The sequence below is a fragment of the Candidatus Zixiibacteriota bacterium genome (assembly GCA_034439475.1).
Classification (GTDB): domain Bacteria; phylum Zixibacteria; class MSB-5A5; order GN15; family FEB-12; genus JAWXAN01.
Map to the genome: position 1 here is coordinate 45,327 of JAWXAN010000060.1, position 25,067 is coordinate 70,393.

Consider the following 25,067-nt stretch of genomic DNA (forward strand, 5'->3'; position numbering starts at 1 on the left):
AAATCAAGGCCGCAATTATTGAATAACACACACGCAGACCATAAGGAGGTTTGTCATGAGGAAGACAATATTATCACTTTGTTGTCTCGGACTGTTTACTGTTTCGACGTATGCCCAGAATGAAGACGAATCACCCGTCTCTATCTATCTTGGTGGACTTATCGCTCTCCCGTCATCGGACGGATTTAGTCATTCTTATGATGAAGGTTACCATGCCTTTGCTGGAATCGGCGGTAATCTATCAGACGAATTTCACCTCATCGGTAAAGCGGAATATACCGAGTTTGACCTCGCCACATCTAATAGCGATCCATTTGACGGCAATGGCTTGTCTATCTGGTCGTTCGGCGGCGATCTTCGTTACGCCTTAGGCAGCGACAACACAGCTAAGCTCAGGCCATTTCTTCTTGGCGGTGTCGGAGTGGCTGTCGTTGATTTTGCCAATACTCATTCGAATGTCAACATTGATGTCGACAATAACAATAACCAATTTCCCCTGACTGACAGACCGAATGATGAAAAATTCTACTATAATGTTGGCGTAGGCATGGAACTGACTGCAAGTGAAAACTTTGGTCTTTTTATCCAAGGCCGGTATGTAAGCATTGCGACCACGGGTGAGAATATGTCTTATGTCCCCATTTCGCTTGGCTTACGAATCTTCTAAAAAAATAATTCACGTTCGCACATTAAATAACTGGGTCTACCGACCCGGTTATTTTTTTGACTATCCAAAGCAGCATTCATCTGTGTATACTATGCAGGAATAATATGAGAAAAGACTCGATATGTGCCATACTCTACTACCCACGCTCGCTGGCCTTTGTTGTCGTGTGCGGATTTTTTCCTACTAACGCCGCAGCGCAGTCGTTAAAGACAACCTCACTCTATTTTTCTGCGGGAACAGCATTTCCGCTCGGTGAATTTTCCAACCGGAGCAAAATCGGCTTTGAGGCAAATGCCGCCGCAGGGATCATACCCCTCGCTTCATCAGCGCCCGAGATGGAACTGGGTGTACATGCCACAGCCGGATATTATCCGGGAAGTCTCCAGACTAAAAACAATTTTACATTTCTCAGAATTGGCCCGGAGTTGAGACTCAGGATGAATACAAGACGGGAATCTCAGACGTATCTTTCAATGAACGGGGGCTATGCCTATACGAAACAATTGCCAAAAGGATCCGACCTGGGATTTGTCGAACATAATTATTTCGCGTCAGCTGCAATTGGTATTGAGACGATGCCTGAAGGCCAAAACGGATATTTTATCGAAGTGCGCCTGACCGATGTCGCCGGCTCTAAAATTAGAGATTTTCTGACATTTGGAATTTCAGTCGGCATCAGAATATGATTATTCAAGAGTCAACTCGATAATTGGCCGCTCGGTATCCACCTGGTCTCCTTCCTTAAAATGGATAGCCTTGACTTTCCCCGATGCCTTTGCATTGACCTGATTTTCCATCTTCATTGCTTCGACGATAACCATCGGCTGCTTCTCAACAACATCATTCCCCACTGAAACAAGAATCTTCACTATTTTGCCCGGCATGGGCGCGAATATCTTGTTTTTCTCAACGATGTGGTCCGAGGCGGCAGCGCCATTGCTGTCGTCGCTTGGATCATGAAGCTCATAGACGACGGAATCGATTTCAACGAGGAATATTCCTCTATTCAAAGCCACCGCCGCGCTTTTTCTCTGCCCGTCTATCAAGCAGATAAAAAGACCATTGCCGCTCGGAGTAATTGTTACCCTACTGTCCGCGATTGTAGAAACAATAGTATCTCCTTCACGCTCAAACTCCGTGGAGACAAGCTCACCACGTATAAGAAATTCATTCTTCATAAAGGATATCGCCTCCTATCTCCCAGTCACGGAAAGCCTGCCAAGGCTGAAGCGAATTCTGCTCAATGCTTGCGGAACGTGAAGAAGAACCTGCTGCTGAATGTGAGCTTGCTGATGCAATTAAAGCCGCGAGCGAATTGTCCGGAGACTTCGCAATCTGTCGTTCGGACATGTGGCTTTCAATAAAGTTGGTAAAAGTATTCCCTTTTTGAAACTCGGGATGATTGAGGACGTCGATCATAAATCGCTTAGAGGTTTTTACTCCGAGAATATGATAATTATTCAGCGCATCGATCATTTTCTCAATGGCAGACGTCCGATCAGGAGCATGAACGATGAGTTTCGCCATGATAGGATCATAGTCAATACCGACTGCCATCCCCTTCTCAATACCGGAATCCACTCGAACGCCTGGCCCACTCGGTTCAGAATAATGAAGAATTGTCCCGGTCGACGGTAAGAAATTATTGTTGCCGTCTTCGGCATAAATGCGGCATTCGATAGCATGACCGCGTTGACTGGCATTGATAATGTGTTCAGACAACGGCAGTCCCGCCGCAATTCTGATTTGTTCAATGACAAGATCAAGCCCGGTCACCATTTCGGTGATAGGGTGTTCGACTTGGATACGGGTGTTCATCTCAAGAAAATAATAGTGGCCTGATTGGTCTAAGAGAAATTCGACTGTGCCAGCGTTGGTGTATCCCGCCGCTTTGGCAACTTTAACAGCATCGGCGCCCATCTTTGCGCGGAGCGCGCTATCAAGGGCAACCGATGGCGTTTCTTCGATAATTTTCTGATGCCGTCGCTGAATCGAACATTCCCGTTCGAAGAGATGCACGCAGTTACCGTGGTTGTCTGCAATAATCTGGAACTCAATATGGCGCGGATTGGCAATATACTTTTCAAGATAGACCGAGTCATCTCCGAAGGCATTTTTCGCCTCACGTCTCGCGGCCTCGATGGCAGAAAGAAGCTGGGTTGGATCCGAAACAACCCGCATTCCCTTTCCCCCGCCGCCCGCCGCCGCTTTTATCATAACTGGATATCCGACCTTTTTGGCGGCCTGCTCAAATACTTTTATATCAATTTCGCTGCTCTGCATCCCGGGAGTCATCTGCACCCCGGCTTGCGCCATCTTCTTTCGTGACTCTACTTTGTTCCCCATCAATTGCATCGCTTCCGCTGTCGGCCCAATAAATATAATACCGGCATCTTTACAGGCTTTAGGAAAAAGCGGATTCTCCGCCAAAAAACCATATCCGGGATGAATCGCATCCGTGCCGCTGCTTTTTGCCGCAGAAATAAGCCTATCAATGTTTAGATATGACTCGCACGGCGATGCCGAACCGATATGCACAGATTCATCGGCGAAAAAGCGATGCCTGCTCTTGAGATCGGCATCGGAATAGACCGCGACAGATTTGATGCCGAGCGTCCGACAGGCGTGCATTACCCGTACGGCTATCTCGGATCGGTTTGCGATGAGTATCTTTTTAAACGGCATTGGCATGACAATTTTACATTAACTGGTCTTTATTCAGCCGACCATTTCGGTTTGCGCTTATTCAAGAATGCGTCCATACCTTCCTGACCCTCAGCGGAAATTCGCAATCGCGCAATTATCTCAGCAGTATACGGTTTGAATTCTTCAGGTGGCATAGCTGAAACTTCACTTATGAGTTTCTTGGCCATCGAAACCGCAGATGGTCCGGAACTGAGAATGGAGGCAATGAGTTTGTCGACTTCATTATCAAGATCGCCATCGGCTACTACGCTATTGACCAGGCCGACCTCTCTGGCGCGCACAGCATTCATCCGCTCGCCTGTTATGAAGAGTTCGCGCGCTTTCCCTTCCCCCATTTTTTTGATAACGTAGGGGCCTATGCAGGCTGGAACAACGCCAATTTTGACTTCGGAAAAAGAGAATACCGATGACTCAGAGGCGATAGCGATATCACACACCGCAACAAAACCCGTTCCTCCCCCTATAGCCGCGCCATTCACTCGCGCAATAATAGGACAACGAAAGGTATAGAATTGATAAAACAGATCGGCGAGTTTGTTCGACTCAGCAAGATTCTCCTCAAACGATTGCGAAACCACCGAGCGCATCCAGTTGAGATCGGCTCCGGCGCAAAATGATTTTCCTGCGCCAGTCAGAACGACCACCCGAATCGATGGGTCGATTTCAATTTCACTCAGTAAAGCAGATAGCTCCGAGATAACTGTCGCGTTAAATGCATTATGGATCTCAGGGCCATTGAAAGTAATTCGCCCAACGGCATTGTTTTTCTCGTAATTGATTGTGGACAATGATTTCATAGTGCGGGTCTACATCCGAAAGACGCCGAATTTAGTGTCCGGAATCGGGGCGTTCAGGGACATCGAAATCGCCAAAGCGAGCGCCTGGCGGGTGTCGGTCATCCCCATCATGCCATCGTCCCATAATCGCGCGCCGGAAAAGTAAGGTGAGGATTCGGCTTCGTATTTATCTATGATAGGCTGGCGTATGGCCGTGATTTCTTCGCTCGACAGTTTTTTGCCCTGCTCTTCAAGCTGATTGATTTTGACTGTCGCAAGAACATCTGCGGCCTGCTCTCCCCCCATGACACATATTTTTGCATTCGGCCACATCCACATCAGCCTCGGGAAATATCCTCGTCCGCACATGGCATAATTTCCTGCGCCGTAAGAACCGCCAACCACAAGAGTGAACTTGGGAACATCAGCATTGGCGACGGCATGCACCATTTTTGCTCCATCGCGGGCAATCCCACCAGCCTCGTACTGCCTGCCGACAATGAAACCGGAAATGTTTTGCAGAAAAATAAGCGGTATTTTGCGTTGAGCGCACAGTTCAACAAAGTGCGCCCCTTTCTGAGCCGATTCGGCAAAGAGCACCCCGTTATTTCCAATTATCCCAACCGGATAACCCATAATCCGCGCAAAACCAGTCACGAGTGTAATCCCGTACAATTCTTTGAATTCGTGAAAACGCGAACCGTCCACAACACGAGCGATAAGTTCGCGAATATCATACGGCTTGCGAAGGTCCGCTGAGACGACACCATACAATTCTTCTGGATCGTAAAACGGTTCTTCGACCTCAGACCGTTCGAGTGTGAATCCCGACGGGGCTGCGAGGTTTTCAATTATATTTCTGGCGATCTTAAGAGCATGTTCGTCGTTTTCAGCATAGTGGTCAGTCACGCCCGATTTTCTGCAATGAACATCGGCGCCTCCAAGTTCCTCGGCGGTGACAACCTCGCCAGTTGCAGCTTTGACCAATGGCGGCCCGCCTATAAAGATTGTCCCCTGTTTCCTGACAATCACCGACTCATCAGACATTGCGGGCAGATATGCTCCGCCCGCTGTGCATGAGCCCATTACGACAGAAATCTGCACAATTCCTTTTGCCGACATTCTTGCTTCGTTATAAAATATCCTCCCGAAATGATCTTTGTCAGGAAACGAGCCAGCCTGAAGCGGCAAAAATATCCCGCCTGAATCTACCAAATACACACACGGCAAATTATTGCTCTCCGCAACTTCCTGGGCACGGGCATGTTTGAGGACAGTCATTGGATAATATGTGCCCCCTTTGACCGTCGCATCGTTCGCTATGACCATTACCTGTCGGCCATGAACCGCCCCGATTCCTGTAATGATACCGGCCGACGGCGCGTCGTTGTCATACATATCATAGGCAGCGAGAGCGCCCAATTCAAGAAAAGGACTGTGCTTGTCAAGCAGACGGGTAATACGTTCACGCGGCAATAGTTTTCCCCGCTCTGTATGACGGAGGCGAGACTTCTCTGGCCCGCCGAGCTTTACCTGTTCAAGCCGTTCTTTGAACTGGCCGTGAAGGGCTTTGTTCTTCTGAACATTTTCCAAATACTGCGCGGATTTGGTATCTATTTTTGATTCGATTCTAAACATAATAGGTTGTTATCTATTTTTTAAGCAATGAGCTCGGAGCCTGCATTGGCATTTGAAGCAATGCCTGTGAAAGTGTTTTTCCCTGCGGATCTATCATAAGCGATCGCGTGCCGCCGCCTCCGAGAGTTTCTTCAAGAAGAAAGTTTAGCGCAAGAAGATTGTCCAGTTCATATCGTTTGACTTCACCCTTTACAATACCTTTGAAAAACCGTTTTACTGTAGAAACTGTGAGGTTTTTGTAAAGCCAGTCATATATTTCTGGCGAACGGGCGAGGACACCGATATTGCAGGTGTCTCCTTTATCCCCAGAACGGGCATAGGCAAGCTCCTGCAGGGTAATAGTTTTCAACTTTCCTTTTGGCATGATACCTAAACGACGAGCGAAATTTCCGGATTTCTTCTCTGATACGGGCATCACTGTGTCGTTACGCGCCAGGTTAAGTGTAGTATTTCTCTCGTTTTTCTGCTCATCGATAATAATTATTTCCGCCTTGGCTGAGTTGCGATGCATAAGCGCTGGCCAATATGCGACAACGGGTGTCGGTTTGGGGCGTCCCGCGCCGGTAACTGCCACCCCGGAAGGGCCGGATAAGATGAGCGATGGCAGCAAACGCCCGAACTCTTCCACCTTTTTTTGATCATTGTCACGTACCCCAAATCTCAGCAATGATTCATTTGGTTCATAATCAGACAGTTCTTTCGGCCAAATCGAGCCGGAGCCAATCAACTCGGTTCGGGTAGCCTCATACGTATGCCCCAAACGCTTCCAAAATATCTCAGACATAGTCTTGGCTTTTGCTTTAATATTGGGGCCCGAAAGCAGCAGTTCCCCCGATGCTTTCCAGCCGTCATCAAATGAAATAGATATTTTCAAATGCGTTGGAGCGGGTTTGCCGGTGATGCCAAACACCCGCACACGATCTTTGCCGGCTTGCTTGAGATGGATGCTGTCAAAACGGGCGATACCATCCGGGGCAATATAGTTGGCCGGATCACCCATTTCATAGACAAGCTGTTCTTTCACAGTATTCTCCGAAACAAGTCCGCCCGTGTTGGGATGTTTCGTCACAAAAAAGTCGCCGCTCGATTTCATCTCGATAATGGGATAGCCTATCGAATGGAAATTTTTGACATCTTTCCAGTCGGTAATATTTCCGCCTGTCGCCTGGCATCCGCATTCTATAATATGTCCCGCGACAATTCCCGAGGCGATTTTGTCCCAGTCGTCTATTGCCCATCCGAACTCATACATCATTGGCGCAAGCGTGATTCCGGTATCGGTCACCCGTCCGGTGACAATTATTTGACAGCCCGCTTCGAGGGCTTTGACAACCGGTTCGGCGCCGAAATAGATATTAGCCGATGTCACTTTTGGACGAACTTGATCGAACGGTTCGCCGGTTTCCATATTCGTGAATTTTTCGCCTGATGACATCAGCACATCAAGCTGGGGCATAACATCATCCCCGCGAATAACGCCTACTTTTATAGGAAGCTTCATTGTCTGTACTACTGCTGCAATCTGTTGCCCCAAACCGAGCGGGTTGATACCCCCGGCATTTGTAATAACCGTAACTTTCTTTTCGACTATTAGCGGCAGGCATTCCTTGATTTGGGTGAGAAAATCCGTCGCATAACCCAGCTCGGGGTTGCGCTGTCTCTGCTTTTGCAGAATGGACATTGTGATTTCGGCAAGAAAATCGAGGGTAATGTAGTCAAGCTGGCCGCCTGTCAACTGGCGTTTCAGCGCAGATAGGTCATCCCCCCAATATCCGCCCGCGTTGCCTATTCGAATGCTATCTTTCACTGACATCCCAACTTATATAATTTCCATGCTAAGCCGACAATATGCGGACTCAAGGCGGCAGAATATACGCCAAAGAAGTAAATGAGTAAAGAGAAGATTGCTCCGAGATTTATTTCAAGCATATCCCCACAAGTGCCGATACTCATTCTATTATGAAAATAATCCAACTCGCGCTCTTCATTCTCATTGTAACTGCTATCGCTGTGCAGGCATCGTCCAAGAACAATCAGACCGACTTTGACCTTGACAGCAATACCGCCTTCTACGAAGGGGAAACACACAATTACATCATTGAACCCCCTCACGGCTTTGTCATGAATACCATTGAGTCACGAGCTGAAGGGTATTCATTTGCATTCGTTCTAAATGGAGAAAGCTACGACAGCGCAAGCATGATGATCGGTGTGCATTTCTACAGAATACGGGGAATGTCTTTTGAGCGGGCATTGACGGTTGACACGATAAATCTCCGAACTTTTTTTGGAGCCGAGACAAAAATACAGTCCGTCGACAAAACACCCGGCGGGAATGGACAATTGCTTGTCACATTTTCAATCGGTGATACAAGTGTGGATAGGGCGCAGGTTTTGATCGCTTATTTTGACGGCAAGACGGAAATGATTATATTTGATCTTTTGGTGACGCCAAAAATTTCCCGTTCTGATGCTTTAAAAGTATTTCTTGGGGCAGTTAAGAATTTCCGAACTTTGGCACGCAAGGAACTGAGCAAGAAGTAGCAAGCAATTTTTGCAACACTTGTACATCTCCTTATAGCGGTACCCGAATCAAAGCCGACGCACCAATTCGTAATTGCGAGTTTCGCTTCTTGGCGAAACACAGCAATCTCATATTTTCCGATATTCGTAGGTCAGCCCGCCGCGGCGGGCTGACGTCTTTTATCAATAAGATCACACCGTCCCGACGAACGTCGGGAGTGGGGTACCCCAAATCAAAACAAGTATCACAACATGTCGTTGCGAGGAATGCCGTCTTCGGCACGACGCGGCAATCTCAGCTCTCACAATGCTATTATTCCAGTCCGCCGCTACGGAGAATCCATCTTCATCATTTCGTGCAGGCCGTCTCTGGCCTGCACCAACAGTGAGATCACACCGTCCGCCGCGGCGGAGTGGGTACAAGAATCAAAGCAGACATTATTGTGGCTGGTGTACGTCCCCGTGCACCAGTAAACTGCTCAGATACGTCATTGGGGGGAGTCCCACTTTCTTAAGCGGGACGACGCGTCAATCCCCTACTCTTCCCATTCCTCCAGCATCTTTTTCTGCTTCTCTGACAAAGTTCGCGGTAAGCTAACCCTTATCTCGACATACAAATCCCCCTGCGCGCCTCCAACTGTCAATCCCTGCCCCTTGAGGCGAAGTTGCGCTCCCGGCTGGGTGCCGGACGGGATATTTAGTGTGACAGTATTGGTCAAGGTCTTGATATTTTTCTTCGTCCCGAGCAGCGCTTCTTTGAGGCTGATTTCGGTGTGCGTGTAAATATCGTTTCCTTTTCGATCAAATAATGGGTCGGGCATAATCTGTACCGTGATAATTAAATCTCCGTGTTCACCACCAAATATATCAGGCGCGCCTTGTCCGGCCAAGCGAATCTTGGAGCCGTCTTCGATTCCGGTTGGAATGTTTACCGCAAGTTTCCTGCCGCCCATTATCTGAATGTATTTCTTTGCCCCAAGCGCGGCTTCGGTAAAAGTTACAGATATCGTTGCGCTCGAGTCGGCGCCTTTCGCGCGTGATTGTCTGCGTCGCGCTGATTCCTCAAATCCGGTGCGGCTGCGTCCGCCAAAGAGTGACGAGAGGATATCGTCGACATTGTCAAAACCCTCAAACCCGTCGACATTAGCAGTTGACCTCCCCCCCCGGGTGGTGTTGGTCCGCGAGTAATCAAAACCCTGTCCTGGCTGACGTCCGCCGGAATCCTCGTGGGCGCCGTAGCGGCGCATCATATCGTACTCTTTGCGCTTTGTATCGTCGGATAGCGTCTCGTACGCTTCGGAGAGTTCTTTAAATTTGGCTTCCGACTGCTTAGCCCCTTTGTTGCGGTCGGGGTGATGTTTCTTGGCAAGTTTACGAAACTGCTTTTTGATTTCGTCAGCCGTAGCATTTTCGCTCACTCCGAGAACTTTGTAAAAATCAGTCGTCACTTTTCATCAACTCCTTATGTAGCTTCTTATATACTACAAAGCTCGTCACAAAAAAAGGCCGGTCGTGTTGACCGGCCTTTCACACAACGCGCCACGACTTGCGCGTCGGTTTACGATACCTTAACCTGTATCTTCCGCGGTTTCACTTCTTCACGTTTTTCAAGCGAAATCTCGAGCAGGCCATTGCTATAATCGGCTGAGATTGTATCTCGATTAACTGATTCCGGAATGGTAAAGCTCCGGGCAAATTGCCCGTAACGAAGTTCTGTGCGAATCTGTTTTTCGTCTTCTCCAGCGATTTTCCGTTCTCTTTTGCCGGAAATTGTCAAAAGATCGTCTTTTACCTTAACTGTGACATCGTCTTTACTGATACCCGAAACTTCGAGAGTGAGGACAATTTTGTCCTTAGTTTCTGTAATATTGACTCGGGGCGAATACGTGGCGGCACTCTCTGCTCGAAAGACAGGGATACCGAGGACTTCGTCGAAAACACGATCCAGTTCACTCGAGAATCCACTGCGAGTGATTCCATTTCGATACGGGGCGCATGTTTGGTTAGACATTTCTTCTTCTCCTTTATTTTATTTTTCATTAGTGCCAATTCACTATGAGAAGGGTAATATCAATCAGCGTGCCAATCGATTTATCTCATTATTTGACAATACTTTAGAAGATTGATTGAAAATTATAAACGACCACGAAAGCCATTATGACAGTCCGGCAATGACATTATGGCACATGTCTGCTGCCATAAATACATACAGCTGTCATTTTGGCTGGTTGATGAGAATTAATGAAGAAAGTCTGAAGTTATCGTTTGGTAAGAACGTCGATGATAGCTTGACTTACGGCTGAATTGCGGAATAGAAGCTTCTGGGCGGTCGTAAGAGAGTTTTGATACTGCTTTATAGCCTCCAAAGCGTAATTATCCCCAATAGCTCCCAAAGCCTTTATTATGGCCGCTCGAAGGTCATCTTTAGATACATTTCCGGCCGCGAGCCGGCTGAATTCAGCTTGATCCGTGAGAAGTTTTCCAAGATAGGCTCGGGCTTCTTGGCCGCCTAATTTTCCAAGTACTGTCACGCCTTTCAGTGCGCCAGCGGAATTTCTGCTAAATAGGTCAATGAGAAGTGGAGCAGAATCCGAATTCCCGACCAGACCGACAGCGATAATAGCTGCGTCACGAATTTCCGGGGTTGTGTCATCGGCCATCAGGACCAACAAGTCTATTGCGTCTTCGCCGCCGATTTTTTCAAGCGCGCTTACGATTTCGCGTCGAACGCGGACATCAGTATCGCTTATCCGTAAGCGAAGCGGGGTTACTCCGGCATGGTCTCGAAGTGAGCCAAGGACGAATATTGAGTTGCGGACAACATACCATTTTCCATCGGGAAGTTCAAAGCGCAGGCAGTCCCGTTCAAACCAATGGTCGTCATTGAGAATTGCTGAAAAGACCGAGAGCGAAGCTTTACCGAGTTCCGCAAGAATCTTCAAGGCGTTCTGTCGTACCTGGCGGATTGGATGGGAAATAATCTGGGCGAGGCGGAAGGCGATTTGTTCGGAGCCAATGCCCACAAGTATTGTTCGCAGTTTATGGGAAAGGGCATGATCGGCTTTGACCAACTCAGCAACCAAAAACTCGATAGTCTCAATTGTATTAATATGTTCATAGGCCGCCTTGATGGTCATCGAATCGTACACAGTAACGCCATCAGAGACTTGTCTTCGATCAGCCATTGAAGAAACGAGCCGCGCCAACAGATCAAACTGAACCAGATGGCGGCATCTTTCAAAGAGTGTTGTTAAAAGCGAGGAAAACTCGAACGTCTCTTTTTTATCTTTCAGTGTTAAGCAAATCCGATTTATGAGCGATTCAAGAATTGCCTGATCGAACTCGGCGGACAGGGTCTGAATAGCGGCTGTAAGAAGTGCGAGGCCTTTTTGGCGATAGCCTGAGTCATTTACTGTGAGCATTCCGGCAAGCCGGTCGATTATTTGTTCGGCTTTATCGCGTTGACCGATTTTCAAAAGACGGTAAAAGGCCTCCGAGAATTGTTCAACTGATGACGAGGTAGCCTTCGAGGAAAAGTAGTCTTCGATCAGTTTGTCAACCCGAGCTGACAATTCTATTTTAATATGCCCGGTATCGAGGCACGGATCCGTTTGCTTTTTAGGGATATTACCGGCGCCATCGTGTTCGGTTTCCGGCAGAATAGCCATTCGCTGAGGATGATAGGCTATCAAAGCGCGAAGCGATTCAAAGAGGTCCTTGCGCGAGGCCTTAAGCGAGGTAGTCACATTGCCAGCCTCATCGTTTAAACTAACAAGAGCCTGGCGCAGCTGCTCGGCTTGAAGTTGGCCGACTTTCTCTGGCAGCAGATAGCTGACAATTTCACGGTTATAATCCACACCCAAATCATACAAGTCAGCCGGATCTGCAAGTCGTAATTTAGCTAACGAAATTGGATCAACGCCGAACTGGTCCAGAGCGAGACGCTTGACCGAGAAATCTCCGTCGACTTCGCCGCGGTACTGTTTTCGTTTGTCATACAAATCAAAGGCAAGAGCGCTGTTGACTTGGATTGTCTGTACTTTGCGGGACATGAGATGCGCGCCGAGACTGTAATTGGGATCATAAAGGGTATCCCGTTTAACAAGGCTGTCGATGAATAAAATTAGTTCATGTGTCGCCAGTGTGCGTTCGAATATCAAACTGGTCACATCGAGAATTTGTAAATACTGGAGAATCTGATTTGTGAAAATTGATTCTTTCATACTGATATTCATTACTGAGAGCTGGCCGCGATTGACATTGATTGTGACATGCGGTCTGTATGAGAAAAATTTTGCTAAGTCGAGAAAGGGGCGCTCGGCTGCTTTGAGCGCGAGTTGATGCTGCGCGCCGTAGATGGACATCTTCTTGCATGCCATCGACAGTTCGCGGACAAGCGAATGGGCAAGTTCGTTGAGATCGGTTTTGAGTGAGCTTTCAGTGACCGGTTTGAGTGTGTTGTTCATTCTTTTCCCAAAAACAGGCGATGCGTCCGGATTCTGTCGCGACATAAATTCGCGAGCCATCGCTAATTGGCGCCTGCCCTATTGCTCCGGTCAATCTGTGTGTATAGATCGGAATGCCCGTTTCGGCATTAACAACAAACAGATGTCCCCCCAGCGTACCCACTGCCACAAAATTCCCGATTGCAAGCGGCGCGGCTTTGATAACTTCGCCGGCATCAAACCGCCATTTTTCCTCGCCAGTTGCCTTGTCAAAACAAACAAGTTGTCCGCCGCTATGCCCGATGAAGACATTGTCCTTTGACAAAGCCGGAGCGCCCCAAATAGGACCGAGAACTTTGGCTCTCCAGACGATGCTTCTGGATTCCGGGTCAATGGCATAGACTTGTCCTTCAATATCTCCTGCATATACCATACCATCGACAGCGACAGCCGTTGTCAAAGGGCCGTCAGCGGTAATTTTGAATAATTCTGTGCCGTCAGCCAACGAAAGGACATACAGAGTCCCTTTGTCTCCCGGTTGATAGATGCGGCCCTTTTCGAAGCTCGGCCCGGCAATAAAGCGCTCCTTGGCTTTGAACTTCCAAATCTGTTTACCTGTCGCCGGATCGAGCGCAGTTACCAATCCATCGACAGAACTGACAATCAGCTTGTTCTCCACTATTATCGTCCCGGGCGCGGCATCCTTAACGGACTTTTGCCATTTGGCCTCTCCCTCGCGCATATTATAGGCTACCAGCATGTTTCTCTTATGTCCCAGGGCAAAAAATGAGAGGGTGTCATGGCTGATAAAACCGCCATGAGCCAGTCCCTTTTGTTTGACCCGACCGGAGGGTGCTCCGTCGGATAGATTGAAGAATCGAAGCCTCTTCTTGCTACTCGGATATACCAACTGGTCGCTGAAAATGGTGAGGGGCCCAATCGGCTTGTCCCCCTCTTTTTGCTCCCAGAGCAGGGACAAGTTTCCGGTAAAGGATGGGTTATCGATTCTTCCCTGTGCAGACGCATTTCCGCGGGAGTATGCCCATGGTGATTCCGACACCGACTGGTCTTGTCCCAGCTTATATGACTTGGAACATCCGATACCCGCCGACATGAGGATAAGTGCAGCCAGCGCGGCAGTTCTTTTCTTCATTAGAAGTTCCATCCGAAAAAGAAGTCAAAATCTGTTTTAGGGCTGATTGACTTAAAGTCTGTTGTGCGCGAAAAGTCAAACCTCAGCATAGCCAGGTAACCCAAGCTGACTCGGATTCCAACACCGAATGAGCCATAGAGCCTATCGAAATCGTCGTCCCAAGCCGAACCGACATCGGCAAAGATAGCGCCGCGAATTGCCTGGAATCCGAGACCGCCGATAGGCAGACCGATGAAAAGATCATCGATAAGAGGAAAGCGGAGTTCATTTGAAGTGAACATAACATTTCGGTTATAGAAATGACGCCGGTCAAAACCACGGAATGACCACGAACCGCCCAAATAGACGCGTTGAGGCTCAGGGCCAGTCGAGCTATAGGCATAGATACGATTGGCGAAAGCTGAATATCGTCCCAGTCGAACGTAATGTCTGAAATCCGCCGAACCGCTTCGGTTATAATTACGACCCTCGTTCAACGAAGACGTAAGGCTTAAAGTCACATTGTATCGCCGGCCTTCAATAGGTCCGGAAATGTCCCAGAGTGAATTGTCATAGACCAAGCTCAAGGAATTCGTGACGAGAAAGCCTTCGCTGTCCCGAAGACCATAGCGGCGGTCTTTGAGTGAATATCTGGCGAATGTAACAAAATCAAAGCGGTTAAATTTTGAGAGCGGGTAAGAGAGCAGCGCAAGCCCGCCGGCCTGACGCTCAGTATAGTAGAAATCCAAATCATTATAAAATTCATCGTAAAGATGGTACAGCCCGACACCCCAATTAAGCCGCTTCTCTTTGTTCACATGGGTAATGCCCAAATTGAACGATGTCAAAAAGTTGTCTTTTGTGTCGGCTGTATTATTGAGGAGAAAGTAATATGCCTTGTTGCCCAGAATGTCCGAGACAGCCATTTGCAGACCGCCGGTAGAACCGTAGACGGGGTCGTATCCCACAGAAGACTGGGCAATATCAAAGGAATAGTCGGCGTCGTATTTAATCGAGGCGCGGCTATAGCTTGAGTCAATCCTCAGCGGCTCCCAGGTATGCGTCGAAGCAACAATGTTATGCTCCACAGCTTTTGGTTCTTCAAGAAGCTCCATCTGGTAAACTTGGTATGTCATCTCCTGATAGCCGGTATAAACGAGGGTCTTCCCGTCTTCTGTCAGACGCGGGTCGAACGCACCAGTTGCATACACCGACTGACGGGTCATCTCGCTGTTTGCTCCAAGCAGGAAGAGGTTAAAAGATCCCTCACGGTTTGAGCTGAAGAATACTCCCCGTGAAGTCGGCTCAGGCGTACGGTCTTCAAAATTACCGAAAGTGAGCTGAGCTGGCTCGCTGCCAGCGAGTGTGTCGAGCTTAAATATATTAGTGGCTCCCGTCGGACCGTCAACTGAGCGGTTGGAGGCAAAATAAATCGTCGCGCCATCTTTGGAAAAAGCCGGGTCGATATCATAATAATTATCGTTCGTTAAAGGCTTACACAGTCCAGTGCTAATATCGAGCACATATATGTCCGAGTAGCCGCTCTTCTGGAATCCAGTGAAAACAATCGTTTCGCCATCGGGTGAGAAGCGAGGTGAACGGCAGGCGACAATACCATCCATCTCATATCGACGGGTAACTTCTTCTTTGTTCAAGTCGTAGATATTGAGGACATCGCTGCCTTTATTTTTTGAAGAAAAGACTACCTTCCCTTCATTATTGGCATCGATGCCCGAACGAAGCAGATAAAGCGATTCATACGCGGGGCTTCGCTCTCCCTTGACCAGCGTTTTGACGTCTCCGCCTTCCCCGCGCGGTTTCATATACAGGCCAGAGTAACCCATACGATTGGCCATAAAGACAATCCATTCGGTGTTCCCTTCGCCGTCATCCCATGTGATCGGGACACCCTTGACAGCGAATCCGCGGCCTGATATTTGTTCTGACTCCATTTTGGGAAGAGCCATCGAATCCATTTCTGGATAGTATTTTTTCTTTAATGAATAGTGCCATTTCTTGGAAAGCTGTTCGAGGTTATCGCCGAGTGTCACTTTGACTATTTCATCAAAAGTGCGTCCCTTAGTCCAATTTTCATTCAACAAGGCAAGTTTGTCGGAACCGTAAGTCGAATCAATGAAAGTACAAAGCGACTCGCCGAGTTTGTACATATAGAATGTACCTTGGACTACATAGAGATTTTCAATAGTCGGCAGTCGGTTCGAAAGAACCATATCTTTAACAACCATGTCAGCTTCGGTGTCCCATTCCTTAGACCAAAATTCGGCCTGCCCTTCGGTGAACCAGAGCGGCGGAGAACTATGCTGGACAGAGGCCTGACGATTGACAGTATGTTCAAGTTTCGAAATTTGAAAGACGTGGACAAGTTCGTGGTTTATGACATGAAGGAAATCATGATACGAGCCGTTAAAAGGAAGCACTACGCGTCCTTTGAGAAATTCGGTAAAGCCACCGACGGATTCGGACAACATCCCACTGATCACATTGGTCTCGCTAAAGTAGCCAGGCGATGAATAGATAATCAGAGGAATTGGCTTTATGATTTCATGATTGAATTTTGCGGCAAGCGGGCGATAGGCATCCTCGGCGGCACGCGCGGCAACTCCGGCAATCTCAGCTTCTTCCTTATAGAAGTAGATTCTGAAATGCTCGGTGCTCATAACCTGCCAGTCAAATTCAGTATACTGAACTTTGTTTTTACCAAAGTGGTATTGTGCATGTACGGACGTCGGTGATAAAACGAACGCCAATACGGTCAGTAAGATAAGGGCCGATGTATAATATGATTTCATAAAGCGACCAGATGTGTTGTAATCCTTTTGCATGATCTGATAACTGTTCTTTTGGTCTAACACCAAAAAAATAACCCTGTTCCATCTTCTTACAAAAAAGGACGATTCAATATTGAAAAGGGTTCAATACTGTCTTGTAGTATCGGCAACTTTGATGTAAAGGCGAGATTAAACGGGCAAAAAGAAATTGAGGCTAAATAAGCTTTATTGCGTCAAGAATACTGAATACCACCTCAATGTCTCTGCCCACTTCGCGATTTGACAGGGCTGCTTCAGTACGCGTACCATAACCGGTTCTTACAAGAATCGACCTGGCCCCGATAACTTTCGCAAAGTTCATATCGTCTATCGTGTCGCCGATAACAATCGAACGCCGTAGTTCCACTCCTAACTCTTGTACAGCTCCCTCGGCCATCCCGGCTGAAGGTTTTCTACAATCACAGATAAGAGATGTGGTCGAGGGATAATGAGGGCAATAGTATAGTCCATCAAGTGTAATACCGTTGCTTGCCAAAATATTTCTGAGGCGGTCATTGACCGCTTCAACATTTTCTATTGTAAAGTAGCCTCGCGCGACACCAGACTGATTGGAGACAACAACGATCTTATAACCTTTCTGAGTGGCGAGATGCAATGCTTCTACTGCTCCATTTTCCAGTTCGACTTGTGCCGGGTCGGAGAGGTAATGTTTGTTTACAATCAGCGTACCATCACGATCAATGAAAACTACTGGCGCAAGAGCGCTAAGCTTATTCAGTTGAGCAATTGCCGATTGGGCGACGTCGTGCGGTAGTATACGTGTAAAACAAAACTGCTCCGGTCTCCAGCATGGAGTTTTGCCATGGAGCGAACAGGGCCGACAAAATTCATCGGTCTCGATAATAAGGTCGTGTGGTCCCCGCGGTGAAAATCCAAGGGCCGGGTGTGTTGGCCCGAAGATGCCAATTGTAGGCGTCCCGAGCGCTGATGATAAGTGCATGAGTCCGGAATCATTGGCGATAGTCAGACCTGCCTGAGCGATTAGATCTTTGAGAGTCGTCAAAGGCGCATCGATCAGTTCAGAAAATGATGTCGGCGGAAGAAATTTCTCAAGGGTTGATTTGCCTGCCTCGGCGCGGGTTGTTACCCAAATGATATGGGCCCCAGATCGCTCATGAATCAGCTTTGCGGTTTCGGCGAACTTCTCGACAGGCCATTGCTTGTTTGCATGAGCGGCGCCCGGTGCAATTATTACAGTCTGGCTGGGTCTTTTTGCTGAGCTGAGCGCCGGGACGTATTCGAACGAACGTCTGATATTCGGACGTTTGCAAAACGGGATTTTCCCGAGTTGAAGCAGGCAATCATTATATAAATCGATAGTATGCGGCCAGGAATTCGGAATGATTTGAGTCCGGACGATTTTTCGTCGCTCGAAACTCCGTTTGGGATAAACGATAGTCTTCCCCGCCCGGATAATCTTACTTGTCAGCCACGAGCGGGTATTACTATGCAGGTCAAAAAGAATATCAAATCCCTCTCGTTCTATGTCTATAAGCGTTGCCAGAAGTTTCCACAATCCTGAATTTGCAGGCAGGGTGGCGATTTGATCTATTTCAGGCAGAAGCTCGACGGCTGTTCGAAAGCGCTCTTTTGTAAGAAAGACTATATGGGCGGCGGGAAAATGAATTCTGAGATTTATCAGAAAAGCGGATGTGAGAAGGACGTCGCCCAGCGAACCAAAGCGAACAACCAGGATTCTTTGCTGCATTACCAGAAATAATACAGGCCAAATGCCCCTACGGCAAAACAATAATAGGCGAAATATTCAAACTTTCCCTTTTGGACAATCTTTAAGAGGCCTGCCACTGATAAGAGACCGAAAACAAAGGCGAATAAGGCACCAACAAGATAGGGGCCTATGTGCAGACTATCGACTGCTACCAGGGCGTCGGTTTTGAAAATAATTGCGCCGGTAATGGCCGGAATGGAAAGCAGGAATGAAAACTCAGCGGCCTTTACCGCATCGAGACCAGTATACATGCCCATTGAAATGGTCGCGCCAGACCTGGAGATACCGGGCAATATGGAGATCGCCTGCCCGATTCCCATCGTAATTGCATGAAACAAGCTCACTTTTTCGCTGGTGGGCTTGGCAAGTCTAACAAACAATAAAAGAAAGCCTGATATAATCAGCGATGCGGCAGTTGTTCGGGGGTCAGAGAAAGACGATTCAAAAAAATCGTTGAGAAATATTCCAGCCAGTCCGGCAGGTATGGTTCCTATGACAAGATATAATATGATTCTGCGCTCTTCAGTTTTAGCTCTGTCGAACAGAGCGAGCATCAAAGCCCAAAGCTTCTGGCGGTAGTACAAAATGACCGCGATTAAAGTCCCGATGTGGACAACTATTTCGAGCGTTATCCCCGGTTCTTTGACTCCAAGCAAAAATTGGGCGAAGACTAAATGCGCCGATGATGAGACTGGCAGAAACTCAGTGAGTCCCTGAACAATGCCGAGTATAATTGCGTCGAGGTATGTCATAAAATAAAAGCCCCGTTGATCGGGGCTTTCCAGATGCCACTGCAAGAAAACACGAATAATTTACATTATGTTAAAATCAATACCAAAAAAGATGCCGTCGTTGCCATCCAACTGGAATTCAAAGAAGCCCGCCACTGTCGGTGAAAAGTCATATTTCAGGCCGCCATTGAATCCGAACTCCAAATCAGAATTGGAATTGTCGCCGCTGAACCCCGGCCCAGTGTCAAATGATTTTGACTCGAGGCGGATATTGATTCGAGCATACGGACTGAGCGTGCTTCCATTTCTCATCGCAAATGGGTACGAACCAATGAGATGTCCTCCAAATTGCACGGCAGAGAAACCATTAACATCGACAAATTCGAAGAGGGCGCCGGTGGCCATATCAAAAGGAGCTCTTCTTCCTTCTTTAACATTCCAAAACTGCCATTTAAAGTCTGCTCCAAATGAAACGGCAAGATCATCGGTGTCTGCGTCATAAATTGCCAGTTTAAGCCGCCCGTCCGTATACGTCGACATTCCGAAAGTAAACTGGCCAAAAAAGGACGTCGCATCGGCGATTCCGGCCCCAATGAGGAAATTTCCCTTCCCTTGCCCGACAGTTCGCGCGGTCGTCAAAGTCCCAAAGGCTGATCCAATTGTAAAGTCGGCCTTTGCAAGTCCTGTTGTTGCAATTAACGTAAGGATAAATAGTACTGTTATTCTCTTCATTATTGACCCTCTCATCTGTGTCACATGCTTAGTTTGACAAGAAATTACCTTCAGACACGGAGCCTGTCACATAAAAAATAGACGGAAAACTGGGATTAAACCGAGTGGGATAACCGTAAAAGCTTGAAATTAGAAGGAAATCAATACAAATTGAACTTGGCGATTCGGTCGCGGAGGGTGTTGCGGGAAATCCCAAGCGTCTCTGAGGCTTTCACTTGATTTCCTTCGAAGTGCTTCAAACACGAGGAGATAACCGCCCGCTCAAGTGCCGACTCAAGGAAGTGATATATGCGGCCTGGCGAATTGCTGATAAGTTTCGGCATTACCGGGTCGATTATCTTCTTGAAAGTTTCGGTGTAGTCATCCTGAAGGACAGAGAGATCGAACTCGATTTTGGGAGTTCCCTCGGCGAGACTTGGGAAGTCCTCGGCCTCAAGGGTGTCATTTTTTGACATTACAAGCGCAGTATGGACATTATTCTCAAGTTCGCGCACATTTCCCGGCCACGGATATTTCAGCAGGAGGGCCATCGCCTTTTTCGAGACCGACTTTGTCTGCACTCCCAGACTATTCGAGAACTTGCTCCTGAAATAATCGACAAGCAGTCCTATATCCGGTTTGCGTTCCCTAAGCGGTGGAATAAAGAGCGAGACCACTTTTAATCTATAGAATAGGTCGACCCGGAAAGATCCTTCCTTCATCGCCTGCACAAGCGATTTATTGGTGGCCGCGATAATCCGTACATCGACCTTTATTGACTCGTTGCCACCCACTCGTTCGACCTGCTTTTCCTGGAGCACACGGAGGAGTTTGGCCTGCGTGAGCATTGACATATCACCAATCTCGTCAAGAAAGAGTGTTCCGGTATCGGCCTGTTCGAACTTGCCTATGCGTTTATAATACGCTCCGGTAAATGCGCCTTTTTCATGGCCAAAAAGCTCTGATTCGAGCAATGTTTCAGGAAGCGCGGCGCAGTTGACCGACAGAAATGCATTATTGCGGCGTTTCGAGTTGCGGTGAATGGCGCGAGCAACAAGCTCTTTGCCTGTCCCTGATTCGCCGAAAATAAGTACAGCGGCGTCCGATTTCGAAACCTGACCGATAAGTTTTGCTATTTCCACAATTTCGGGCGACTGTCCGACTATTTCATCGAGTTGCGTTGTTACAGAATCGGGAGAGGCCAGAGTCGGCAACTTGCGTGAAGCAACAAACCCGCATGCCTTGTTGACTGTATCAATGAGTTTTTCTATTTCGAAGGGTTTGGTCAGATACTCATAAGCCCCCTCACGCATTGCTTCCATAGCATTTTCAGTCGAAACAAATCCTGAGATCATAATGACTGGAACCTGGTCGAGGTGCTTACGAATCTGCTTGAGTACATCAAGACCCGACATCGTCGGCAGATTGACATCGAGCATGACCAGATCGACATCGTTGTTGGAGCTCAGGAAACGACTTACATCGGAGCCGTCTTCGAGAAAATTAAAATGGAATTTATCGCTGTCAAACAAGTTTGCCAGCGAGCGGGATACGTCTTTGTCATCGTCTACGAGAAGTATGTTTTTCATTCGTAATTTCTTTTGTTGGCTCTATAGAAAGAGTATCGGCCAAAATCAGGAATCTTTGAGAGGAATTATTTGCTCTTTTTTGAGGGGGTTCATGACGAAGGTTTGGATGGTGATGCACGAGAACGTACGACAGCCACAAGTGACAAGAGAATGAAGAATCCCTGAACCGTTCGCCTGCGGCGAACCGTTGGCGGAATCGCTACAAGACTAAGAAATTATGAAAATGAGAGGGCCGCGCCGGCCGGAGGTGGAAGATACACCAACCACGGTGTGGAGGGTTTTGCAAGAGTACTTTCCCCATTATGACGTTGGGAAGAAGGTTTAAACTATCGCTCTTTTTCGGAGAGAAATTTGGCCGCAGTGCTCATCCAGAAAAACGAGGCAAAAAGTTCTATCAGAAGGCCAAGGGCAAGTACCCCTGCGACTAACTCAGGTTTGAACCGCTGGATAAGCTGAGGGGAATAGCCTGCGGTTGCCGAAACTAAAGCCGGTCCCGCGAGAATTAGAGCCGAAAGGATAATGCAGGTCAAGGGACGGGAGGCAAATATCTTGAGAGATCGAACAATCGCCTTGAGGGCATTTTCTTTAAAAATCACAACGGATGGCAGGGCAAAGAATAACGGCGAAAGGATCAGAATATAGGCGCTTGGCAGCAGAACAAAATTAAAGGCCATAATTCTGCGCGGGCCGTCGAGCAGAGGCGCAAACCACTTGGGCAGGAATACGCCTGAGAGAAGGGTCAAGCCGTTTATTACAAGCCAGACAATCATCAATTGTACCATAAACGGGAGGGTCGATTTAATTGGGGATTGCTGTCCCTTCGTTCCGAAATAGACTCGCCCGAAGACAATCGCAATCACGCCCAGCGCAAAGCCTTCAAACAAGAAGCCGAGGATGAACTTGGCCCACCCGAAAAATTCCGGAAGCAGAATAAATTGGGTCGGATAGTGCGTATAGAACGTCGCCCGCTCGGGTCCGAATACAGAAAACCAGGCCGACATGATTCCTGAAAAGAGCGGAGACATAAAATCATAATGGGCCAAGAGAAGAAGCGCCAGCAGAATATAATAGGACAAAAGCACAAGCCATATTCTTCCCTGCTTAAACTGCCGAAACGTCTCAACAAAGAGAAAAATGACTTGATTGATTTTCCCAAGTATCGTCATCGCAGTTTTCTACAGTATGAAGACAATAATTTCATTTGATCCGGTCGCCAGACCATGACGGTCATAGACATAGATTCTGTAGCGCATCGTTGTTGCGGTTACATAATCGGTATAGGTGTCTGTCGACTTATTGTTTATTATCGAGACTAATTGATCGAGGGTATCCACAGTTCCTGATGGCGCCCGATAGATGCGATAACTTGCAAAATCAGCGTCTTCATTTCGGGTCCAGGCAAGTTTGATATTGTTTGGATCGGTGTATACTCCAGCAATTGTTACACCTGCAGGAGCGGTATTGGCCGGTGTGGTTGCACTATCTACATTTGAGCCGACCGAGAGTCCAATCGAATTGCATACATAAACACGGTAATAATATTTGCTCAATGGTTCAGCTGTGGTGTCAACAATATTAACCGTGTTCTTGTCCGTTATAGTCTGAACTAACAATGACAAATTGCTTACAAGATTTGTGCTGTGGCGGTAAATACGATACCATGAAAATGCCGAACTCGCATTGACCGTCCAGCTTAAATTTATTTTGAAGGTCGACAGCGCTGTGGCCGAAACAAGCTGCACTGCTTGCGGAGCGCTCTGAATGCTGAGCAGGCTTTTTGCAGTTGATGCAGTAGCCGCATTGCCAGCCTCGTCAGTGAATTTTCCGGTAACTACTGCATTTGCAATCACCAGATCCGTCTGCACGATATATCGCGCCATATACAATCCATCGCTGGCAATATCGCCCGCTACAGAGCCGTCGTCGAACAGTTCAATCTGGCTCAATCCCGGCAATGAAACGGTGGCATCTCCCCCGCTCTCACGGGAATTTAATCCAAAGTAGATGGTATCTGCCGCAGAGAAGGTCTTATTTTGGGGAATGAAAAATACTGAATCAATTGAAGCGCGTGTGTCTAAAATGATTTTGTCGCGAAGGGCTTGGCCAGTCTCCGAGCCATTCACAAAAGTAAGTCGCGCATAGACTGTCTTTTCCCCCTCGCCAGACGACAGGGTGAATGACTTCTGCGAAGTAAATGGAGTCCTTACCGCGTCGGCAAATGTCGAATCCTCGGAGAGGGTGATATGCGTAGTATTCGAAGTGGCATTGATCTGAATTTGGACCGAGCGGCTATTGACATACTTATTGTTGTTATTTACCGTGATTGTCAACACTGAAAGGGTAGCTACTACCGGTGATGAACGTTCTCCCTCTATACCGTCGGCGTTGACAGATGCGACGCTAAACTGATACCGCTGGTTGAGCAGCAGTCCCGTGACGGTAAAGGTGTAGGCAGTAGTAGTCTGACTTTGGAGGAGCGTGGTGCCCGTCGAGTCGTACGTATAGACCTTGAAGCTCACGATGCCAGCTGGATTGGCGACGCTCCATGTCAGGGTGACAGATTGATTATTTAATAGTGCCTGAATTTGAGATGGGGCGGGTGGCGCATCCGGGAGTGGGTTCACAGGATTGCGTGTTTCTATATGCCGGCTACAGCCAAATAAGGCAAGCGCCAACATACCTGTAGCGACAAGTAATCGTTTCGACATGGTCTTTCCGTTGGTTTAGAAGTTGCACGACAGAGTCATCCCCACCTTGTCAATTTGAAGTTCCGGAGCGAGGCTTAATCCCTTGATGGAAAAAGCGCCTCGGTCTTCGGGAAAAAAGAAAATTGCATCAACAACGCTGACAAGCCACACACCGGCGACAGCGCCGATGGAGATCCGGCGTAGATTCTCGGCGTCGTAAGCCTCTTCGCGGGCTTTATTAAGGCGGTTCGCATACGGCGCAAGGTCACCGGGGTTCGACTGTCTTGCGACAGCGCGATCATATTCGTCGGAGAAGGCTTGATGAACGTCAAGCTTTTCGTTGAAATGATCATTGACCAAAAGAAATCCGGTAATTGTCGTTACGGCCAGAAGATGGAATACGTATCCCTTCGATGATTGATCAGTGTAGCGTTGCCCCCAGCCCGGGACAAAGAACGAGCGGACGGCCGCTTTGAGCCTTGTCTTTGGAATAAGTGTGACATCGAGCTGCGAACTCTTTGCAGGATCGATATTCAAACGCGTGCTGTAGCGTTCGTATCCGAATCTCTTCACTATTATTTCGTAACTTCCAATAAGCGGATAACGAAAACTCACCGGCGAAATACCCGTGACGGTCGCCTCGCCCTTAAGCATTACTTCCGCCCCGCCCGGAGTCGATGTCACAGTGAAATCACCTGTTGCAGTATTTTGAGCAAAGAGAACGTTTGATGTTCCCAAAGCCATAATAACAAAAATGACGAAAATCCGTTTCTTCAAATCGCTCCCTTACTTGACTTGTAAAAAAACCTCTGCAACTATAATCGGTTAGTGTACACAATTACTATACCTTTTAGCAAGATTAAAGTCACAAAAAAGCCGATTTC

Annotated in this window: 20 protein-coding genes; 3 read left to right on the forward strand and 17 right to left on the reverse strand. The window is 47.8% G+C overall.

The window, feature by feature from the left end; all coding sequences use genetic code 11:
* Positions 1 to 55 precede the first annotated feature (55 nt).
* Together SGI97_08780 and SGI97_08785 are read left to right on the forward strand one after the other, a co-directional pair.
* Positions 56 to 667 (forward strand): outer membrane beta-barrel protein, encoded by a 612-nt coding sequence (locus SGI97_08780; GenBank protein MDZ4723980.1) that lies wholly within the window; start codon positions 56 to 58, stop codon positions 665 to 667.
* 104 nt (positions 668 to 771) lie between these two features.
* Positions 772 to 1,353 carry a hypothetical protein gene (locus SGI97_08785; GenBank protein ID MDZ4723981.1) on the forward strand — a complete coding sequence of 194 codons (582 nt, stop codon included), beginning with the start codon at positions 772 to 774 and terminating at the stop codon, positions 1,351 to 1,353.
* On the opposite strand, the gene SGI97_08790 is transcribed toward SGI97_08785, so the two are convergent.
* From SGI97_08790 to SGI97_08810, 5 genes are read right to left on the reverse strand one after another with little or no spacing between them, the layout of a single operon-like run.
* Complete coding sequence (locus SGI97_08790; protein ID MDZ4723982.1) at positions 1,354 to 1,845, reverse strand: biotin/lipoyl-containing protein; 492 nt, start codon at positions 1,843 to 1,845, stop codon at positions 1,354 to 1,356.
* The gene (locus SGI97_08795; protein MDZ4723983.1) at positions 1,835 to 3,358 is read right to left on the reverse strand and encodes an acetyl-CoA carboxylase biotin carboxylase subunit; all 1,524 of its coding nucleotides are present in this window, start codon (positions 3,356 to 3,358) and stop codon (positions 1,835 to 1,837) included. The genes SGI97_08790 and SGI97_08795 overlap by 11 nt, the downstream gene beginning before the upstream one ends.
* Positions 3,359 to 3,381: 23 nt before the next feature.
* Positions 3,382 to 4,170 carry an enoyl-CoA hydratase-related protein gene (locus SGI97_08800; GenBank protein ID MDZ4723984.1) on the reverse strand — a complete coding sequence of 263 codons (789 nt, stop codon included), beginning with the start codon at positions 4,168 to 4,170 and terminating at the stop codon, positions 3,382 to 3,384.
* 9 nt (positions 4,171 to 4,179) lie between these two features.
* The gene (locus SGI97_08805; GenBank protein ID MDZ4723985.1) at positions 4,180 to 5,787 is read right to left on the reverse strand and encodes a carboxyl transferase domain-containing protein; all 1,608 of its coding nucleotides are present in this window, start codon (positions 5,785 to 5,787) and stop codon (positions 4,180 to 4,182) included.
* A gap of 13 nt (positions 5,788 to 5,800) precedes the next feature.
* The gene (locus SGI97_08810) at positions 5,801 to 7,594 is read right to left on the reverse strand and encodes an acyclic terpene utilization AtuA family protein (protein MDZ4723986.1); all 1,794 of its coding nucleotides are present in this window, start codon (positions 7,592 to 7,594) and stop codon (positions 5,801 to 5,803) included.
* Between the two features lie 152 nt (positions 7,595 to 7,746).
* On the opposite strand from SGI97_08810, the gene SGI97_08815 reads away from it, so the two are divergent.
* On the forward strand, positions 7,747 to 8,331 hold the full coding sequence (locus SGI97_08815) for a hypothetical protein (protein ID MDZ4723987.1): 585 nt from the start codon (positions 7,747 to 7,749) through the stop codon (positions 8,329 to 8,331).
* A 515-nt stretch (positions 8,332 to 8,846) separates the two neighbouring features.
* Here the strand turns inward: SGI97_08815 and SGI97_08820 are convergent.
* From SGI97_08820 to SGI97_08875, 12 genes are all read right to left on the reverse strand, one after another.
* The gene (locus tag SGI97_08820) at positions 8,847 to 9,758 is read right to left on the reverse strand and encodes a DnaJ C-terminal domain-containing protein (GenBank protein ID MDZ4723988.1); all 912 of its coding nucleotides are present in this window, start codon (positions 9,756 to 9,758) and stop codon (positions 8,847 to 8,849) included.
* A 110-nt stretch (positions 9,759 to 9,868) separates the two neighbouring features.
* Positions 9,869 to 10,321, reverse strand: a complete 453-nt coding sequence (locus tag SGI97_08825) for an Hsp20/alpha crystallin family protein (GenBank protein MDZ4723989.1) — start codon at positions 10,319 to 10,321, stop codon at positions 9,869 to 9,871.
* A gap of 247 nt (positions 10,322 to 10,568) precedes the next feature.
* On the reverse strand, positions 10,569 to 12,776 hold the full coding sequence (locus tag SGI97_08830) for a HEAT repeat domain-containing protein (protein ID MDZ4723990.1): 2,208 nt from the start codon (positions 12,774 to 12,776) through the stop codon (positions 10,569 to 10,571).
* Entirely contained in the window at positions 12,748 to 13,908 is a 1,161-nt protein-coding gene (locus tag SGI97_08835; protein MDZ4723991.1) for a PQQ-binding-like beta-propeller repeat protein, read from the reverse strand. The genes SGI97_08830 and SGI97_08835 overlap by 29 nt, the downstream gene beginning before the upstream one ends.
* Positions 13,908 to 16,697, reverse strand: a complete 2,790-nt coding sequence (locus SGI97_08840) for a hypothetical protein (protein ID MDZ4723992.1) — start codon at positions 16,695 to 16,697, stop codon at positions 13,908 to 13,910. Before SGI97_08840 ends, SGI97_08835 begins: the two co-directional genes overlap by 1 nt.
* A gap of 193 nt (positions 16,698 to 16,890) precedes the next feature.
* Entirely contained in the window at positions 16,891 to 18,444 is a 1,554-nt protein-coding gene (locus tag SGI97_08845) for an HAD-IIIA family hydrolase (GenBank protein MDZ4723993.1), read from the reverse strand.
* Complete coding sequence (locus SGI97_08850; GenBank protein ID MDZ4723994.1) at positions 18,444 to 19,217, reverse strand: undecaprenyl-diphosphate phosphatase; 774 nt, start codon at positions 19,215 to 19,217, stop codon at positions 18,444 to 18,446. Before SGI97_08850 ends, SGI97_08845 begins: the two co-directional genes overlap by 1 nt.
* Before the next feature lie 60 nt (positions 19,218 to 19,277).
* Positions 19,278 to 19,928 carry a hypothetical protein gene (locus SGI97_08855; protein ID MDZ4723995.1) on the reverse strand — a complete coding sequence of 217 codons (651 nt, stop codon included), beginning with the start codon at positions 19,926 to 19,928 and terminating at the stop codon, positions 19,278 to 19,280.
* Between the two features lie 140 nt (positions 19,929 to 20,068).
* Entirely contained in the window at positions 20,069 to 21,496 is a 1,428-nt protein-coding gene (locus SGI97_08860) for a sigma-54 dependent transcriptional regulator (protein MDZ4723996.1), read from the reverse strand.
* A gap of 326 nt (positions 21,497 to 21,822) precedes the next feature.
* Positions 21,823 to 22,662 carry a hypothetical protein gene (locus tag SGI97_08865; GenBank protein MDZ4723997.1) on the reverse strand — a complete coding sequence of 280 codons (840 nt, stop codon included), beginning with the start codon at positions 22,660 to 22,662 and terminating at the stop codon, positions 21,823 to 21,825.
* Between the two features lie 9 nt (positions 22,663 to 22,671).
* Entirely contained in the window at positions 22,672 to 24,204 is a 1,533-nt protein-coding gene (locus tag SGI97_08870; GenBank protein ID MDZ4723998.1) for a fibronectin type III domain-containing protein, read from the reverse strand.
* 15 nt (positions 24,205 to 24,219) lie between these two features.
* The gene (locus tag SGI97_08875) at positions 24,220 to 24,960 is read right to left on the reverse strand and encodes a DUF5683 domain-containing protein (GenBank protein MDZ4723999.1); all 741 of its coding nucleotides are present in this window, start codon (positions 24,958 to 24,960) and stop codon (positions 24,220 to 24,222) included.
* Between the last annotated feature and the right edge of the window lie 107 nt (positions 24,961 to 25,067).